At 46.3% G+C, this 18,281-nt stretch carries 11 protein-coding genes and 2 tRNA genes; 11 read left to right on the top strand and 2 right to left on the bottom strand.

Going from position 1 to position 18,281, the window contains the following annotated elements; genetic code table 11:
* Positions 1-17: 17 nt before the first annotated feature.
* On the bottom strand, positions 18-3,572 hold the full coding sequence (mfd, locus tag C2758_RS05325; protein WP_215329934.1) for a transcription-repair coupling factor: 3,555 nt from the start codon (positions 3,570-3,572) through the stop codon (positions 18-20).
* 23 nt (positions 3,573-3,595) lie between these two features.
* On the opposite strand from mfd, the gene ispD reads away from it, so the two are divergent.
* From ispD to C2758_RS05280, 9 genes are all read left to right on the top strand, one after another.
* A complete protein-coding gene (gene ispD, locus C2758_RS05320) occupies positions 3,596-4,354 on the top strand; it encodes a 2-C-methyl-D-erythritol 4-phosphate cytidylyltransferase (RefSeq protein ID WP_215329932.1) in 759 nt (252 codons plus the stop codon).
* A 25-nt stretch (positions 4,355-4,379) separates the two neighbouring features.
* The gene (ispF, locus tag C2758_RS05315) at positions 4,380-4,883 is read left to right on the top strand and encodes a 2-C-methyl-D-erythritol 2,4-cyclodiphosphate synthase (protein ID WP_215329930.1); all 504 of its coding nucleotides are present in this window, start codon (positions 4,380-4,382) and stop codon (positions 4,881-4,883) included.
* 81 nt (positions 4,884-4,964) lie between these two features.
* Positions 4,965-5,051 (top strand) — tRNA-Leu (locus C2758_RS05310).
* 57 nt (positions 5,052-5,108) lie between these two features.
* Positions 5,109-6,446 (top strand): trigger factor, encoded by a 1,338-nt coding sequence (gene tig / locus C2758_RS05305; RefSeq protein WP_215330111.1) that lies wholly within the window; start codon positions 5,109-5,111, stop codon positions 6,444-6,446.
* Between the two features lie 27 nt (positions 6,447-6,473).
* Positions 6,474-7,103 carry an ATP-dependent Clp endopeptidase proteolytic subunit ClpP gene (gene clpP / locus C2758_RS05300; RefSeq protein WP_215329928.1) on the top strand — a complete coding sequence of 210 codons (630 nt, stop codon included), beginning with the start codon at positions 6,474-6,476 and terminating at the stop codon, positions 7,101-7,103.
* A 27-nt stretch (positions 7,104-7,130) separates the two neighbouring features.
* Complete coding sequence (gene clpX, locus C2758_RS05295) at positions 7,131-8,492, top strand: ATP-dependent Clp protease ATP-binding subunit ClpX (RefSeq protein ID WP_215329926.1); 1,362 nt, start codon at positions 7,131-7,133, stop codon at positions 8,490-8,492.
* A gap of 177 nt (positions 8,493-8,669) precedes the next feature.
* A complete protein-coding gene (lon, locus tag C2758_RS05290; RefSeq protein ID WP_215329924.1) occupies positions 8,670-11,102 on the top strand; it encodes an endopeptidase La in 2,433 nt (810 codons plus the stop codon).
* A 117-nt stretch (positions 11,103-11,219) separates the two neighbouring features.
* Positions 11,220-11,295: transfer RNA gene (locus C2758_RS05285), tRNA-Val, on the top strand.
* 105 nt (positions 11,296-11,400) lie between these two features.
* Positions 11,401-12,867, top strand: a complete 1,467-nt coding sequence (locus tag C2758_RS05280) for a peptidylprolyl isomerase (protein ID WP_215329922.1) — start codon at positions 11,401-11,403, stop codon at positions 12,865-12,867.
* A 1-nt stretch (position 12,868) separates the two neighbouring features.
* Here C2758_RS05280 and C2758_RS05275 read toward each other — a convergent pair whose 3' ends face one another.
* Positions 12,869-13,519 (bottom strand): arylesterase, encoded by a 651-nt coding sequence (locus C2758_RS05275; protein WP_215329920.1) that lies wholly within the window; start codon positions 13,517-13,519, stop codon positions 12,869-12,871.
* A 24-nt stretch (positions 13,520-13,543) separates the two neighbouring features.
* On the opposite strand from C2758_RS05275, the gene C2758_RS05270 reads away from it, so the two are divergent.
* Positions 13,544-14,224, top strand: coding sequence for an ABC transporter ATP-binding protein (locus C2758_RS05270; RefSeq protein ID WP_215329919.1), 681 nt, complete (start codon positions 13,544-13,546; stop codon positions 14,222-14,224).
* 21 nt (positions 14,225-14,245) lie between these two features.
* A complete protein-coding gene (gene purL / locus C2758_RS05265; protein WP_215329918.1) occupies positions 14,246-18,280 on the top strand; it encodes a phosphoribosylformylglycinamidine synthase in 4,035 nt (1,344 codons plus the stop codon).
* Position 18,281: the final 1 nt, after the last annotated feature.

Genomic DNA, 18,281 nt, shown 5'->3' with positions numbered 1-18,281 from the left:
GGGTGGGTAAATAATAATTAATTGGCTTGAGCAGTACTAAGCATGGCAGATGAATTCAGACTCCTGAGAATTTTCCGAATTTGCTCCAAACGTTGCTCTAGTTTCTCAAAATCCTTCTCTTTCTGGGGAAGAATTTTTAATTTATCTTGGCCGTTCAGCTGTATGTATTTTGATGATTGGATCAGTTGAATAATCTTCATCGGGTCAATTGGTGGATTGGGGATAAACTGAATCTGTATCGATAATGGGCTTGCATCAATCTTCTTAATTCCAAAGCTAGCCATCTCTAGGCGTAAGCGATGGGTTTCATAAAGTGATTTAGCCTGGTCAGGCAAATCACCATAGCGATCCACTAGTTCCTCGCGTAATCCCATGAGTTCAGAAAAGTCGTTCGTACCAGCAAAGCGCTTATACATAGAAAGTCGTTCGTGGACATCTGGGCAATAGTCATTGGGAAAGAGGGCTGGCACGCCTAAGTTGACATCGGTTGTCGCTTGGAGTGGAGACAAGAGATCTGGCTCTTTACCGCTGCGCAGTGATTTGACTGCGCGGTTAAGCATCTCGGTATAAAGCTGGAATCCAATCTCATGAATTTCACCGGACTGCTTATCTCCTAAGACTTCACCAGCACCACGGATCTCTAAATCGTGCATCGCCAAATAGAAACCAGAGCCGAGCTCTTCCATGGCTTGAATAGCATTTAAACGTAGTTGTGCTTGCTTACTGAGTGCCTCAGGATCTGGCACCAGTAAATAAGCATAAGCTTGATGGTGGGATCGTCCAACACGTCCACGTAATTGATGTAGCTGTGCCAAGCCAAACTTATCAGCACGATGAATGATGATGGTGTTGGCAGTCGGTACGTCAATACCAGTTTCAATAATGGTAGTGCACAACAAGATATTCGTGCGTTGGGTTACAAAATCACGCATAACTGATTCCAGCTCACGTTCGTGCATTTGACCGTGCGCTACGCTGATGCTTGCTTCTGGAATGAGCTCTTGTAATGCGTGTTTACGATTTTGTATGGTTTCGACTTCGTTATGCAAGAAGTAGACCTGTCCACCACGTTTAATTTCTCGAAGGACTGCTTCACGAATCACGCCATCACCTTCTCGTCGCACAAAGGTTTTGATTGCCAAGCGCTTCTGTGGAGCAGTTGCGATGACTGAGAACTCCCGCAAACCTTCCATCGCCATGCCAAGCGTTCGTGGAATAGGAGTGGCGGTTAAAGTCAGGATATCTACTTCAGCACGTAATGCTTTAAGTGCATCTTTTTGCCGCACACCAAAGCGATGCTCCTCATCCACAATCACTAAGCCTAAATTAGCAAACTGAGTTTCTTTAGATAGTAGCTTGTGAGTTCCGATGATGATGTCAGCTTCGCCTTTACCAATGGCTTCTAAGGCGGCATTAATTTCTTTGGTGGTTCTGAAGCGGGAGAGCTCGACGACGCGCACAGGCCAATCGGCAAAGCGATCCTTCCAGGTTGCGACATGTTGTTCAGCGAGTAGAGTGGTTGGAGCCAGGATGGCCACTTGTTTACCGCCCATGACCGCAACAAAACTAGCGCGTAGGGCGACCTCTGTTTTACCAAAGCCTACATCACCACACACCAGTCTATCCATAGGTGTACCACTGGTCATATCCCCAATAACTGCCGCAATGGCATTAGCTTGATCGGGTGTTTCTTCAAAGCCAAAGCTTTCTGCAAACGCAGCGTAATCATGGGCTGAGAATTCAAAAGCGTGGCCTTTGCGTATAGCTCTAGCGGCATATAGATTTAAAAGTTCAGCTGCGGTATCGCGTATTTGCTGGGCGGCCTTACGTCTTGCTTTATCCCACTGGCCCGAGCCTAATTGATGCAATGGTGCCGAATCAGGATCAGAGCCCGCATAACGGGTCACCATTTGTAGCTGTTGAACTGGTACGTAAAGAGTAGCATCCTTGGCGTATACCAAGTGCAAAAACTCTTCAAAAATGGGCTCTTCTTTCGGAGGAGCTAAATTCAGAAGCACTAAACCTTGGTAACGACCAATCCCATGATCAGAATGCACAATCGGGTCACCAATTTTGAGTTCAGATAAATCTTTAAAGAGCATATCTGGATCGGCGCTCTGACTTTCTTTACCCTTGCGTCTTTGCCGAGCGGTAGCTGTAAACAGCTCAGCCTCGGTTACGATAATTAAGTTTTCAGCAGGCCAGGTAAAGCCATTAAACAGTTGTGCTGTTACCAGGCCAAACAAAGCATCACTCTTAATAAAATCGGAGACACCTTCAAAACCTTCTGGTTTCAGTGGATAGAGCGGTTTGCCATGTTGACCAGCTACTGAATTACTCTCTTCAAATAGTTGACGAATCGATTCTTTACGACCGTTACTATCGCTGCAAATAAGTACGCGCACTTTTTCTTGAGAAACTAAAGTACGCAGTCGATTGATAGGGTCGCTGTCTCGCCGATGTACTGATAGGTCGGGAACGGCTAAAAATTGTGGAGACTCTTTGCTATCTTTACCCACTTCTTTATTTAATGCTAAGCGCGCATTTGGCTTGGCTGCCGTAAAGAATTGATCTGCATCTAGAAATAATTCAGCTGGCGGCAGAATAGGACGATCAAGATCATGTTTTAAGAATTCGTACCTAGAAACTGTATCTTTCCAAAAACCCTTGATGGATTCTTCAACATCACCAATGCTGACAGCCCAAACGGGATCGCCTGAGCGTGGAAAGTAATCAAAGACTGTCGATGACTCTTCAAAGAAGAGGGGTAGATAAGACTCAATACCTGCACTAGGAATTCCGAGGTTGGCATCTTTGTAAATAGCGCACCGCGTTGGATCACCTTCAAATACTTCACGCCAGCGCCCACGAAAGGCTGTTCGTGAAGCATCGTCAAATGGAAATTCGTGACCCGGTAATAAACGAACTTCTTTTACTGGATAGAGACTGCGCTGAGTATCAGGATCAAAGGCTCTGATTTGCTCAATCTCATCACCAAAAAGATCCAGGCGATAAGGTAGGCTGGATCCCATTGGAAATAAATCAATCAAGCCACCACGAATGCTGTATTCACCGGGGCGCATTACTGAGCTTACGGGATCGTAACCGGCTTGCTGTAACTGCAGTTTCAGTGCGACTTCATTAAGCTTATCACCCTGCCTAAAAAAGAAGGTGTGACCAGATAAAAAGTTTGGCGGCCCTAGTCTTTGCAGTGCTGTAGTAATTGGGAGCAGAACAATATCGCAGCTGCCATTCAGCAATTCATACAGAGTGGCTAAGCGCTCTGAAACCAAATCCTGGTGAGGTGAGAAATGGTCATACGGCAGGATCTCCCAGTCAGGCAAAAGGCGTGTTTTGAGTTGCGGGGCAAAAGCCGGAATTTCTTCCAGAAGGCGTTGTGCCTCCTGCGCTTGCGCGCAGAAAATGACCATGACTGAGAACTCTGAGCGATACCGAAGAGCAGATTGGGCGATGAGAGCTGCATCTGAAGAGCCAACTAGGCCTGAAAAGGTAAAGCGCTGCCCAGCCCGGGGAGCGGGTATGGGGGGTGCTAGTTTTAATGCATCAGACATCTGTGCTCATTATAGAATCAGGTATGTCCGCCGGAAATCAAACCTCATCGTCTGCGCCCCAATGTCATGCTCTGTTACCTACGGCAGGCACTGGATCTCGGCTTGGTGGAGTTTTACCAAAGCAGTTTCAGGAGCTGGCACGAAAGCCGATGCTAGCCTACGCCCTAGACGCTTTTATCAACACTCCGGAGATAGCCTCTATTTGGGTCGGTGTCAGCCCTAGTTTTATTGATAACCCCATCCTAGGGGAGCTTTCCAGTAAGTCCCCCTTGATTCGGTTCACTCCGAGCGGTGGACCAAGTCGCCAAGAAACAGTCCGAAACACTTTGGCAGAGATGCTTAAAGCAGGTATTCCTGAGAGCGATTGGGTTCTGGTGCACGATGCTGCTAGACCGGGAATCACCCCTCAACTCATACAAAAACTTATTCTTGCTGTAAGGCAGGCTGGTGAGGGCGGCTTATTAGCAATGCCGCTAGCTGACACCCTCAAGATGGCTGAAGCTCATTCCGCAATTGCTGGCAATCCCAATAGGGCTGTGAAGACGATATCCCGAGATCATCTATGGCAGGCCCAAACCCCACAGATGTTTGGTTTAAAGGATCTGCACGATGCGATTGAAGAAGGTATTCGCTTGGAGGCGGATATTACGGATGAGGCCAGCGCCATCGAGCTTGCTGGTAAAAACCCCTTATTAATTGAAGGTGCGACTAGTAACTTCAAAGTAACCCACCCAGCAGATTGGGACTTGATGCAAACCATCTTGCAAACCTCCGTTAAATAAGCCTGAAGAGAATATCCATAAGCCCATGACATCAAGTGCACCCCACATTCCGCAATTTCGAATTGGCCAAGGATATGACGTTCATGCCTTAGTCGAGGGTCGTAAGCTCATCCTCGGCGGGGTTCACGTCCCAGGTGACAAGGGTTTGTTAGGGCATTCGGATGCGGATGCCTTGTTGCACGCTTTAACGGATGCTTTACTTGGTGCTGCAGGCTTGAATGATATTGGCCAGCTGTTTCCTGATACAGACCCTCAGTTTAAGGATATGGATAGCCGCATTTTGCTCAGAGCAGCCTTGCAAAAGATCCAGGCAGCTGGATTTCATGTGGGCAATGTGGATGCAACGATTATTTGCCAAAAACCTAAATTAGCTACTTTTTTACCAGAAATGGTTCGCAATATCGCAGCAGATTTGCTAGTTACACCCAGCCATGTCAACCTCAAAGCTAAAACCAATGAATCCCTTGGGCACCTTGGCAGGGGTGAGGGTATAGCAGTCCATGCAGTGGCTTTGCTCTACAAGGTCTAAATATCCTCCAAAACCGCTAAGCATTGTAGAATTACGGTCTTTAGAGTGAAGCTTCAGCTCGGTAGTGTTTGCGGAATTCGCGCGAGGATGGCGAAATTGGTAGACGCACCAGGTTTAGGTCCTGACGCCAGCAATGGTGTGGGGGTTCGAGTCCCCCTCCTCGCACCACAAGATAGCTACTTGGCTTGGGCTTCACATAATCCGATTTTCAATTAAGAGACGAGAATAGCTGTGCAGATAGAAAATTTAGGTCAGTTAGACCGCAAAGTGACCTTAGAGTTTGCTCGTGCCGATTTGGCTAAGGCGAGAGATGACCGTTTGGCTAAGTTGGGTAAAACCATGAAAGCCCCAGGCTTCCGTCCAGGCAAAGTGCCTAAGACCATGGTTGAAAAGCAATATGGCATGCAAGTGGATTTCGAGCTCCAGTTCGATAAAGCTTCCGAACTGTTCTATGAGCTAGCTCAAAAAGAAAAAATTCAATTGGCTGGTCAACCTCGTCTCGATCCTAAATCAGAATTAGACGCTGACAAGATCGTATTCGATGCTTACTTTGAAGTCTTGCCAGAAGTAAAAATTGGCGATTTCAGTAAAGCAGAAGTAACTAAGTACACAACGGATATCTCTGATGCTGAGATTGATCGCGCACTCGATGTATTACGCAAGCAGCAAGTGCACTACCATCCACGCGGCGACGCCGGTGATCATGGCGATGGCGGTGCAAATACGGCCGCGCAAGCTGGCGACCAAGTAATTATTGACTTTGTTGGCAAGATCGATGGCGTTGAATTTGCTGGCGGTAAAGCAGAAAATTTTGAATACGTGCTCGGCGAAGGCCGCATGCTCCCTGAATTTGAAGCTGCTACATTGGGACTCAAAGCGGGTGATAGCAAAACTTTCCCATTAAGCTTCCCAGCTGATTACCACGGCAAAGATGTTGCAGGTAAAACTGCTGATTTCACCATCACTGTAAAGTCAGTGAATTGGGCTCACCTGCCAACGATCGATGATGCGTTCGCATTGTCCTTAGGCGTTAGCGAGGGTGGCGTTGCGAAGATGCGTGCAGAAGTCAAAGAAAATTTAGACCGCGAAACCAAGCGTCGCATTACTACTTTATTAAAAGGCGAAGTAATGGAGAAGCTCAATAGTATTTGCGAACTTGACACGCCCAAATCTTTGGTTGCTCAAGAGCAAGAGCGTTTAGTAGAGTCTGCACGTCAAGACCTAATACAGCGCGGCATTCCAAATGCTAAGGATGCACCGATTCCTGCTGAGATGTTTGCTGAGCAAGCCATGAAGCGTGTTCGTCTTGGGTTGATTTTGAGCGATTTAGTAAAGCAGCAGAATTTAGCTGCTACTGCAGATCAAATCAAAGCAGAAATTGATGAGCAGGCTGCTACCTACGAAGATCCAAAAGAAGTGGTACGTTGGTTCTACAGCAATCCTAGCCGCCTAAAAGATGTTGAGAACGTCGTCCTTGAGGATAACGTGATCAAGTTCTTCACTTCGCAGGCTAAGGTGATTGACAAAGCAGTTACCTTCGAAGAACTCAGTAAACTAAGCTAAGTCACTAATTTATAAAGGTCTGATCATATGAACCAGAATCATTTCCAGTCTGAGAATGTAGAGCCCAAAGGTTTGGGTTTAGTTCCAATGGTGATTGAAACCTCTGGTCGAGGTGAGAGAGCCTACGACATCTACTCTCGCTTACTCAGAGAACGCGTAGTTTTCTTAGTTGGCGAAGTAAATGATCAAACTGCAAATTTAGTGATTGCACAGCTGTTGTTTCTCGAGAGCGAAAACCCAGATAAAGAAATCTCTCTGTACATCAACTCTCCTGGCGGCTCTGTTTCAGCTGGTTTAGCAATTTACGACACCATGCAATTCATCAAGCCACACGTCAGCACTTTGTGTATGGGCATGGCTGCGAGCATGGGTGCGTTTTTATTATGTGCCGGTGAGAAGGGTAAACGCTACGCCTTACCGAATTCACGCGTAATGATTCACCAGCCATTAGGCGGTGCACGTGGTCAGGCTTCAGATATTGAGATTCAAGCTCGTGAAATTCTTTATCTACGTGAGCGCTTGAATAAGATTTTGTCTGACCGTACAGGTCAAACAATTGAAACAATTGCCAAAGATACTGATCGCGATAACTTTATGTCTGCAGACCAGGCCCAAGAATATGGCTTAATCGATAAAGTCATCGATAAGCGCCCTTAATTCAAATTTCATTTTTAGATAGTTATTTTGAGCGATATTAAGAACACCACTAGCGCAGACAAAGTTCTGTATTGCTCATTTTGCGGCAAGAGTCAGCACGAAGTTAAAAAGCTGATTGCCGGGCCCTCGGTATTTATTTGTGATGAGTGTATTGACCTCTGTACAGACATCATTCAAGAAGAATTATCTAAGCTACCTAAGCATGAGGGCGATGATTCGCTGCCAACGCCCCATCAGATTCGTGAGAATTTAGATCAATATGTGATTGGCCAAGATCATGCAAAGAAGACTCTAGCGGTAGCAGTTTACAACCACTACAAACGTCTACAGTATTTGCCAAAGCCAAAAAAAGAGAAACTGGATAAAGACGGTAAGCCTGTTGAGACTGTTGATAAAAAAGAATCCAAGCTTCCTGCTAAAGCCATGGTTGATGGTGTTGAGTTAGCCAAGAGCAACATCTTGCTGATCGGCCCAACCGGCTCTGGTAAAACATTATTAGCCCAGACTTTAGCGCGTATGTTAGACGTGCCGTTTGTGATGGCTGATGCAACCACCCTGACAGAAGCAGGTTATGTTGGTGAAGATGTAGAAAATATTATTCAGAAGTTGTTACAGGCTTGCGACTACAACGTAGAAAAAGCACAGCGTGGCATTGTCTATATCGACGAGATCGATAAGATTTCTCGTAAATCAGATAATCCATCCATCACTCGTGATGTATCGGGTGAGGGTGTTCAACAAGCGCTGTTAAAGCTTGTTGAGGGCACTATGGCTTCAGTGCCACCTCAGGGTGGGCGTAAGCATCCAAACCAAGATTTCTTACAAGTCGACACCACCAATATTTTGTTTATCTGTGGTGGTGCATTTGATGGTCTAGAGAAGGTCATTCAGCAGCGTACTGCGAAGACCGGTATCGGATTTAATGCAACCGTTCCAGGTAAAGATGATCGCGGTATTAGCGACCTCTTAATCGAAGTGGAGCCAGAAGATCTTATTAAGTTCGGTCTCATTCCCGAATTGATCGGTCGCTTGCCGGTGGTAGCGACTTTGATGCAACTTGATGAAGCAGCTTTGATCCAGATCTTGACTGAGCCGAAGAACGCCCTAGTTAAGCAGTATCAGGCACTATTAACAATGGAAGGCTCTGAGCTTGAGGTTCGTCCAGCAGCACTCTCAGCTATTGCTTTGAAAGCGATAGCCCGTAAGACGGGTGCTCGTGGCCTACGTTCTATTCTTGAGGGATCCCTCATGGATGTGATGTATGACCTGCCATCCTTGAAGAATGTTCAAAAGGTCGTCATTGATGAAAGCACTATTGCAGAGGGTGGTAAGCCCATTTTGGTCTACAAGCAAGCCGAAGAATCGACAGAATTGAGTAAAAAAGCCTAATTTTTGCTGTTTTTTGCTGTTTTCAGTAGTTTTTTGCCACTTTTCACACATTTCCCCCTTGTTTTCCGCCAGTCGGTACCCACATAGGTAGTATCCTGTTCTTAAATAATGCCCGTATCTAGTGGTACGGCATTTTTAGAGATTTTTACGGAACGACTACTTTGGAGGAATTGCCCCATGCCTGGCCACTTATTACTACCCTCTGAACCTATTCAATTGCCACTACTTCCATTAAGGGATGTGGTGGTATTTCCTCATATGGTGATTCCATTATTTGTGGGGCGCCCAAAATCCATCAAAGCACTTGAAGCCGCCATGGAAACAGGCAAAAACGTCCTTCTAGTGGCGCAAAAGACTGCTGCTAAAGATGAGCCTAGCGTGGAGGACCTCTACGAGGTTGGCTGCATTGCCAATATTCTGCAGATGCTGAAACTTCCTGACGGTACTGTCAAAGTATTGGTGGAAGGTGTTCAACGCGCTGATGTTAGTCAAGTGGAAGATAGTCAAGGCTATTTCTCTTGCGAAGCCTCTCCAACGGCTATGTCCTCATTAGACGCTCACGAGACTGAGGCATTACGTCGTGCCATCATGGCCCAATTTGATCAGTATGTGAAGCTGAACAAAAAAGTACCTCAAGAAATTCTTTCCTCATTAGGTGGTATTGATGATCCAAGTCGTTTGGCCGATACCATTTGCGCACATCTGCCAGTCAAGCTTGAGCAAAAGCAACGTTTGCTGGAGATGGGCGACGTAGTGCAGCGACTGGAAAGTCTTTTAGCTGATCTTGAGAGTGAGATCGATATCTTGCAAGTTGAAAAGCGTATTCGTGGGCGTGTAAAGCGTCAGATGGAGAAAAGTCAGCGCGAGTACTACTTGAACGAGCAAGTTAAAGCCATTCAAAAAGAATTAGGTGAGGGTGAAGAGGGTGCTGATCTCGAGGAACTCGAGAAGCGCATTAAGGCCGCTCGCATGCCTAAGGAGGCGCTTAAAAAAGCTGAGTCTGAACTGAAGAAGCTCAAGCTAATGTCACCAATGTCTGCTGAAGCCACGGTAATTCGTAACTTCATCGATACCTTAGTGACGCTGCCTTGGAAGAAAAAAACCAAGATTAATAATGATTTAACGAATGCCGAAAAAGTATTGGATGAAGATCACTACGGTCTTGATAAAGTTAAAGAGCGTATTTTGGAATATCTCGCGGTTCAACAACGAGTTGATCGTGTTAAGGCGCCAATCCTCTGTTTAGTTGGCCCTCCAGGTGTTGGTAAAACTTCTCTAGGTCAATCCATTGCCCGTGCAACCAACCGCAAGTTTGTGCGTATGGCCTTGGGTGGAGTACGTGACGAATCTGAAATTCGGGGACATCGTCGTACCTATATTGGTTCTATGCCGGGCAAGATTCTGTCTAGCTTGACTAAGGTGGGTGTGCGTAACCCTTTGTTCCTCTTGGACGAAGTCGACAAGATGGGGATGGATTTCCGTGGAGATCCTGCAAGTGCATTGCTAGAGGTATTAGATCCAGAGCAGAATCACACATTCCAAGATCACTATGTTGAAGTTGATTTTGATCTCTCGGATGTCATGTTTGTTGCGACATCGAACTCATTAAATATTCCTGGTCCACTATTAGATCGCTTGGAAATTATTCGCCTTGCTGGCTATACGGAGGATGAGAAGACCAGTATTGCTATTAACTATTTAATCCCTAAACAGATTAAAAATAATGGCCTTAAGAAAGATGAGCTGAAGATTGAGGAATCTGCTGTGCGTAGCATGATTCGTTATTACACACGTGAAGCCGGTGTTCGTTCCTTGGAGCGAGAAATCAGCAAGATTTGCCGTAAAGTGGTGAAATTGCTACTACTCAAAAAAGAAGCCGCTCCAGTCACTGTCGATGCCGACAATCTTGAGAAGTTCTTGTCAGTGAAGATGTATGACTTCGGTCTCGCAGCAAAAGAGAATCAAGTTGGCCAAGTCACCGGCCTAGCTTGGACTGAAGTTGGTGGCGACCTCCTCACCATCGAAGCAGCGGTAATGCCTGGTAAGGGCGTCATTACTCGTACGGGCTCCATTGGCGATGTCATGAAGGAATCTGTAGAGGCGGCAAAAACGGTGGTTCGCTCACGAGCAAGAGCGCTTGGTATCACTGATGAAGCATTCGAGAAGAAGGATATTCATATTCACTTCCCTGATGGTGCGACCCCGAAAGATGGTCCATCAGCTGGTATCGCCATCACCACTGCCTTGGTCTCTGTATTTACAGGCATTCCAATCCGTTCGGATGTGGCAATGACGGGTGAAATTACCTTGCGCGGTGAGGTGCTTCCGATTGGCGGATTAAAAGAGAAGCTATTGGCAGCGCATCGTGGTGGCATCAAGTTGGCATTAATTCCAGAAGAGAACGTTAAAGATTTAATTGATATTCCTGATAACGTCAAGAATGCTATTGAGATCGTGCCAGTCCGATGGATTGATAAAGTTTTGGAGTTGGCTTTAGAGCGAAAACCAGTTGCTTTGTCTGATCCAACGCCAGAAGAGCTTGCTAAAAAGGCCGCTGAAGCAAGCAAAGCCAATGAAAAGATTTCTTCTGGTGAGGTCTTAAAGCATTGATGCTGGTGGATGTTTGAGGGATTTTGAGTCTGATTGAGCGGTTTACTACTGCCCACTTTGTCGAAGAATCCCTCTTTTATTCTTACACTAGGTTACAATCTTGTCTGTATTAATTTGGGGCGCTTAGCTCAGATGGTAGAGCGTCTGCCTTACACGCAGAATGTCGGCGGTTCGATCCCGTCAGCGCCCACCAGCTTCCCATTTGCACTTGTTTTCTTTCCTATAGGCTCCCTAGTTCCTTCTAGACCTTCCGCCTAGTACACTCGTATTATTGATTTTATTTTCGAGCGATTAATTTATGTTTGATTCAGTACGTAAACACCAAAGAATTCTGCAGTTTGTTTTGATGTTGTTCATAGTGCCTTCTTTCGCCTTGTTCGGTATCTCAAGTTATTCCGGATTTATGGATAAAGAAACTGACATTGTGAAAGTTAACGGCAAGCCCATTACTGCACAAGAAGTTGATGCTGCTGCAAAACGTCAAGCTGAGCGCGTTGGTGGCAATGCGCAGATCGCTCAAAGCCTCCCTTTCCGTCAGGCGATCTTAAATGAGTTACTGCAACAACGAATTCTCGGTTTTGCGGTCAGCGACCTTCGCCTGCAAGTAGGCAAGCAAGAGCTAGTCAATAGCCTGCAAAAGATTCCACAGATTCGTGCCTTATATCGACAAGACGGTACATTTGATGATGTGCGTTTTAAACAGTTACTTGCTAGCAACGGCATGAATGAAGAGCAGTTTTATGCTGGCCAAAGTTTCGATTTAAAAATTCAGCAGCTAGTCAATTCAGTTGCACGTACAGAATTAGCTAGTCCAAAATTATCTGAAATTGTTTCATCCTTATATGAGACTGAAAGACAGGTTCAGACTTTGCAGTTCAACGCTAAAGATTATTTAGCTAAAGTAAATCCAAGCGCACAAGAGCTGCAGGCTTTCTATGAAGCCAATGCCAAGTTGTTTGAACGTCCTGAATATATGGATGTTGAATACATCGTGCTAAAGGCTGATCCGAAAGAGGATTCTAAGACTTTTAATGAAAAAGCAGATCAGTTTGCCAATATCACTTACGACCAGTCCGATAGCCTAAAACCGGCCGCAGACAAATTGAAGCTTAGTATCCAAACTCAGAAGGATGTTACTCGTGGTGGTGCAGCTGGTGTGTCTAGAGATCATCCTTTAGCTAATGCCAAAGTAATTCAGTCGCTCTATGGTGATGAGGCGCTGAAAAATAAGCGCAATACCGAGGCTGTTCAAATAGCGCCTGGGGTCTTTGCATCTGCTCGAGTTGTGACTTTATATCCAGCACAAGTTCTACCTTATAAAGATGTTGCGGCAGAAGTGAAACGCCAAGTGAGCCAAGTTTCTGCTGAGAAGCTGGCTATTGCTGCTGCTAGCGAAAAATTAGCTGCTCTTGAAAAGGACCCTCAGAATGTTGCCGGCTTCAGTAGCGCTACCTGGATTTCACGTAATAAGCCCGGAAGCTTAGTAGGCCCCTCCATGGATCAAGTCATGTCCGTAAATGAAGCTAAGCTACCAGCGATTGTTTCAGTTACCAATCCTGGTGTTGGCAGTACGATTTATCGGATTGATCAGGTTCGTCAACCATCAGCAGTTGATGCTAAGGTTCAAAAAGCGCAAGCACAACAGATCCAAGCATTGGCTGCGCAATCAGAGTTTGCAGGCTTTATGGGCTACTGGCGTAATGGTGCTGGCGTTAAGATCATTAACCCACTGAAGCAAGCAAGTGCTGGAAGCGCGGGAAGTTAAGCTAGGGCAGTTTTTTCAGCAAGTTACTGTATGGGGCCATTGAGCCCCATACGTTTTTAAAGATAATGCTTTGCGCCTCTACGTTGGGATGTAGTCGATCCGCTTGAAATAACTCTGGTTTAGTGGCAACGCCCTCTAAGAAAAAGGGCAGCAACTCCACTCGCTCTTGATTCGCTATCTGAGGATAGAGCTGTTTAAATTGCTTAGTATAAGTTTGGCCATAGTTCGAGGGAATCTGAATGCCACACAGCAAAACCTTGGCGCCTGATTTTTTACTCATCTGAATCATCTGCCGTAGATTAGCCTCAGTTTGATTTACAGGTAAGCCACGCAAGGCATCGTTAGCGCCTAACTCGATCAAGACAATCCCTGGTTTTTTCTGACTCAAGAGGTTAGGAAGGCGAGTTAATCCACCAGAGCTAGTCTCACCGCTAATGCTGGCATTAAATACGCTCCAAGGACTTTTCTCTTTTGCAAGCTCTCCCTCAAGCAGTGTTACCCAGCCTGTGCCACGCGGTAGACCGTATTCAGCCGAAAGACTGTCGCCTAACACCAGAATTACCGGCTTTACTTGAGCCCAAGAACAAATACTCATTAAGAGGCAAAATAGACCTGTAATGAATTTATTGGCGATTAAAAGCTGAGTCTGCATTTTTCCATTCTTGAAAATTTTCACATGAACAAACAGTCTAATTCCATTGTTGCCGATCGGGTAAGCAAGCTGGTTAACACGGCTGATGGCAACCTGAGTATTTTGCACGACCTGAGCTTTCAGATCGAGCAAGGCGAAAGCGTCGCCATTGTGGGGGCCTCGGGCTCTGGAAAAAGTACTTTATTAAGCCTACTGGCTGGACTAGACCTACCAAGCGCGGGACAAATTGACCTTATGGGGCAAAGCTTGAACTTGCTCGATGAGGGCGGCAGGGCACGTTTACGCGGTCAGTTTGTTGGCTTTGTTTTTCAATCATTTCAGCTCTTACCTCACCTGACCGCCCTAGAGAATGTGATGCTCCCGCTGGAGATTGCTGGGATATCCCAAGCTAAAGCTCAACTGTCCGCCCTAGAATGGCTAGAAAAAGTCGGCTTAACTCCGAGGACCAATCATTTTCCCAAAACTCTTTCTGGGGGAGAGCAGCAGCGTGTGGCACTAGCACGAGCCTTTATTAATAAGCCGGCTATTCTATTTGCTGACGAGCCTACCGGAAGCTTAGATGAGGCTAGCGGAAATAGGGTGATTGAGCTTCTTTTTGAGCTAAATCGGGAGAATTCCTCAACGCTTGTTTTGGTAACCCATGATCCAGCCTTGGCTGCTCGGTGTGGACGCCAATTGAGCCTGCATGGCGGACGATTGGCTTAATCAAAACCTTATAATCTTGGCATGTCATCATTCTGTTGCTTGCCCGGGGCAAATGCCCTTTCTGCCTTCCGTCAACAGCGACTTTTAGCTTCGCTCGCAACCCAAGGAATTCAATTTGAGTCCATTGAGGCTCAATACCTTCATTTCATTTGGTCTGAGTCTGAACTCACTGCCAAAGACAGAGAGGTGCTCGAAAGTCTGCTGACTTACGGCCAGCCTTTCGTATCGAAAATAAAGGATGGTGGTTTCATATTTAGTAAGGCCGCTGACAAACAAGCTGCGATTTCAATTCCCCGCTTCGGAACAGTTTCTCCATGGGCTAGTAAAGCTACGGATATCGCTCGTCAGTGCGGTCTTCACATTCTACGCATTGAACGCGGTATTCAATATGCTTGGCAAAGTAAAAAATCACTCAATGCGCAACAAGAGCAACAGGTATTAGCTGCTCTTCATGATCGGATGACGGAAGTTGTTATTGGCGACATTAATGAAGCAAGCGCTTTGTACCAATCTCTTGCCGACAAACCTTTTGTGCGCATTCCTGTACTTACTGAGGGTAGAGCGGCATTAGATAAAGCCAATCAGGATTTAGGCCTTGCTCTATCTGAAGATGAAGTGCTTTATCTAGTTGAGAACTTTATACGCTTAGAGCGCAATCCGAGTGATGTTGAGTTGATTATGTTTGCTCAGGCAAACAGTGAGCATTGCCGTCACAAGATATTTAATTCTAGCTGGACGATTGATGGAGATGATCAGGAAAAATCCCTGTTTGCGATGATTCGCAATACGCATCAACTTCAACCTGAAGGTACCATCGTGGCCTACTCTGATAACTCAGCGGTGATGGTGGGGGCTGAATCAGAAACCTGGTCGGCTAAGGGTCAAGATCGTCGCTACGAAAAAGATATGCGCCTTGTGCATACCTTGATGAAGGTGGAGACACACAATCACCCAACAGCAATTGCGCCATTCCAAGGGGCATCTACTGGTGCTGGTGGTGAGATTCGAGATGAGGGTGCAACAGGTGTTGGTGGACGCCCTAAAGCGGGCCTCACTGGCTTCACTGTATCCAACCTCAATATTCCTGGCACTGACTTACCATGGGAAGTCGAAAAATACGGTAAACCTGAGCGCATCGCTACACCACTCCAAATCATGATTGATGGTCCTTTGGGTGGTGCTGCATTTAATAATGAATTCGGCCGCCCTATTCTGGGTGGTTATTTCCGCGTATTCGAGCAAACCCTAGAGGGTGTTCGTCGCGGCTATCACAAACCCATCATGATTGCGGGTGGTATTGGTAGCATCGATTCCATTCACACAGCAAAGAAACAAATTAAAGCAGGGCACTTATTTATTCAATTGGGTGGCCCTGGTATGCGTATTGGTATGGGTGGCGCAACGGGTAGCTCTGTTGCGACCGGTACTAACACGGCAGATTTAGATTTTGATTCAGTCCAGCGCGGTAATCCAGAAATGGAACGTCGCGCGCAAGAGGTGATTAACTCTTGTATCGCCATGGGCACGAACAACCCGATTGTTTCGATTCATGACGTGGGTGCTGGTGGAGTATCTAATGCATTCCCAGAGCTTGCTGATGGCGCAGGTTTGGGTGCGCAATTTCAATTACGTAAAGTACCGCTAGAAGAAAGCGGCATGAGCCCTGCAGAAATTTGGTGCAACGAATCTCAAGAACGCTATGTCCTGGCAATTGAGGCTAAAGACCTAGAGCTTTTCAAATCTTTATGTGAACGTGAGCGTTGTCCATTCGCAGTAGTTGGTGAAGCCACCACAGAGCGTCAACTGCAGTTAAGTGATAGCAAAGAAGTTGTTGGTAGTGATGCTGCTATGCCAATTGATATGCCAATGGAAGTATTGCTTGGGAAGCCTCCACGCATGCATCGTAACGTGAAACGCGTTGCTCAAGCTTTTGAAGAGTTGGATGTCACTGACGCTGATCTAGCGCAATGTATTGCTTGGGTTCTACAGCAACCTACTGTTGCCAGCAAGTCTTTTTTAATCACTATCGGTGACCGTACCGTTGGCGGCCTTAACTCGCGCGATCCATTTGTAGGTCCTTGGCAAGTGCCTGTGGCTGATTGTGCCGTCACCTTGATGGATTACAAAGGCTATCGCGGTGAAGCAATGTCGATGGGTGAGCGCACTCCATTAGCCGTGATCGATGCTCCAGCTGCCGCCAAAATGGCTGTAGGTGAAGCTATTACCAATTTATTGGCTGCAGATATTCGACGCTTAGAGGACGTGAAGCTCTCTGCTAACTGGATGGCTGCTTGTGGCTCGCCCGGTGAAGATGCAAAGCTATACGACTCAGTTAAAGCGATTGGTATGGATTTATGTCCAGCGCTGGGAATTTCTATTCCGGTTGGCAAAGACTCCTTATCCATGGCAACAGCCTGGCAAGAGGGTGATCAAGCTAAAAAAGTGGTTTCACCCGTTTCACTTATCATCTCTGCTTTTGCAGCAGTTCAAGACGTTCGCAAAACAACAACGCCTTTGCTCAAACTCCAAGATGAGTCAGGCGTAGCCTTAGAAACTGAATTAATTCTGATTGATTTGGGCCGGGGTAAAAACCGTATGGCTGGAAGCATCCTAGCTCAAGTACTCAATCAGTCTGGTAAATCAGCCCCCAATGTAGATCACCCAGAAGACCTCAAGGCTTTAGCCGCCGCGATCATCGAGTTCCGTAAAGATAATCAATTACTGGCATATCACGATCGTTCCGATGGTGGTTTATTTGCTTGTATCGCAGAGATGGCTTTTGCATCACATACTGGCATTTCCATCAATGTCGACATGATTGCTGTTGATGTTGGGCAAGAGGCTGATTGGGGTGATGCTAAGAATTGGGCAGAGCAAGTTTCTGGACTTCGTCATGAACAGACTATGCGCGCCTTATTTAACGAAGAGCTTGGCGCAGTGATTCAGATTCGTAAAGCGGATCGTGATGCCGTATTTGCCGTTCTACGAAAGTTAAATCTCAGTGCTTACAGTCATGTGATTGCAAAGACAAATAACAATGGCCGTATTGAAATTTGGCGTGATGCTAAGAATATCTTTGCAGAGCCACGTGAAGTACTTCAAAAGATGTGGGCTAACACCAGCTATCAGATTGCGCGCTTACGCGATAACCCAGACTGTGCTGATAGCGAGTTTTCATTACTCGATAATATTGCTGACGCAGGAATGTCTCCCAAGTTAACGTTTGATATTGCAAATGATGTGGCGGCGCCATTCATCAACCAGAATGTTCGACCTAAAGTGGCTATCTTGCGCGAGCAGGGCGTTAACTCCCATGTGGAGATGGCATATGCTATGAACTGGGCTGGTTTTGATAGCTATGACGTGCATATGTCAGATTTACTTTCTGGTAAATCCAAGTTGAGTGATTTCCGTGGTCTGATTGCCTGTGGCGGATTTAGCTACGGAGATGTATTGGGTGCAGGTGAGGGCTGGGCTAAGACGATTCTATTTAACAGTCAACTGCGTGATCAGTTCTCCGCATTCTTTGGGCGCCAGGATAGCTTTGCGCTAGGTGTTTGTAATGGTTGCCAAATGATGAGTAATTTAGCTGGAATTATTCCTGGTGCAGAGGCTTGGCCTAAATTTACGCGCAATCAGTCTGAGCAATATGAAGCCCGCTTGGTGATGGCTGAGGTGATGGCCTCACCCTCTATATTTACACAAGGCATGACAGGCAGTCAGTTGCCGATTGCTATTGCGCACGGCGAAGGCTTTGCTAACTTTAGCCAGCAGGGTAGCTTAGAAGTTTTACAGAAACAAGGGTTAGCTGCTTTACGTTTTGTAGATCACCAAGGCAGCCCAACCGAAATCTACCCAATGAACCCGAATGGCTCGCCTGGTGGTCTGACAGGAGTTACTACGCCAGATGGTCGATTTACCGTGATGATGCCGCATCCTGAGCGCGTATTCAGGACCGTGCAGATGAGCTGGGCACCAAAAGAATGGCTGGACAATCCTGATGGAGCGAGTCCTTGGATGCGCCTATTCCGCAATGCGAGAGTCTGGGCTAAATAAT

This window comes from Polynucleobacter sp. AP-Sving-400A-A2 (genome assembly GCF_018688155.1).
GTDB lineage: Bacteria > Pseudomonadota > Gammaproteobacteria > Burkholderiales > Burkholderiaceae > Polynucleobacter.
The sequence above is the reverse complement of the archived record's forward strand: the minus strand, read 5'-3'. Positions and strand labels throughout refer to the sequence as shown.

Excerpts from the sequence above, each read along its gene's own strand:
- C2758_RS05270 (WP_215329919.1), top strand. The coding sequence starts at position 13,544 with ATGAACAAACAGTCTAATTCCATTGTTGCCGATCGGGTAAGCAAGCTG.
- ispF (WP_215329930.1), top strand. The coding sequence starts at position 4,380 with ATGACATCAAGTGCACCCCACATTCCGCAATTTCGAATTGGCCAAGGA.
- purL (WP_215329918.1), top strand. The coding sequence starts at position 14,246 with ATGTCATCATTCTGTTGCTTGCCCGGGGCAAATGCCCTTTCTGCCTTC.
- mfd (WP_215329934.1), bottom strand. The coding sequence starts at position 3,572 with ATGTCTGATGCATTAAAACTAGCACCCCCCATACCCGCTCCCCGGGCT.
- lon (WP_215329924.1), top strand. The coding sequence starts at position 8,670 with ATGCCTGGCCACTTATTACTACCCTCTGAACCTATTCAATTGCCACTA.
- clpP (WP_215329928.1), top strand. The coding sequence starts at position 6,474 with ATGAACCAGAATCATTTCCAGTCTGAGAATGTAGAGCCCAAAGGTTTG.
- C2758_RS05280 (WP_215329922.1), top strand. The coding sequence starts at position 11,401 with ATGTTTGATTCAGTACGTAAACACCAAAGAATTCTGCAGTTTGTTTTG.
- C2758_RS05275 (WP_215329920.1), bottom strand. The coding sequence starts at position 13,519 with ATGCAGACTCAGCTTTTAATCGCCAATAAATTCATTACAGGTCTATTT.
- ispD (WP_215329932.1), top strand. The coding sequence starts at position 3,596 with ATGTCCGCCGGAAATCAAACCTCATCGTCTGCGCCCCAATGTCATGCT.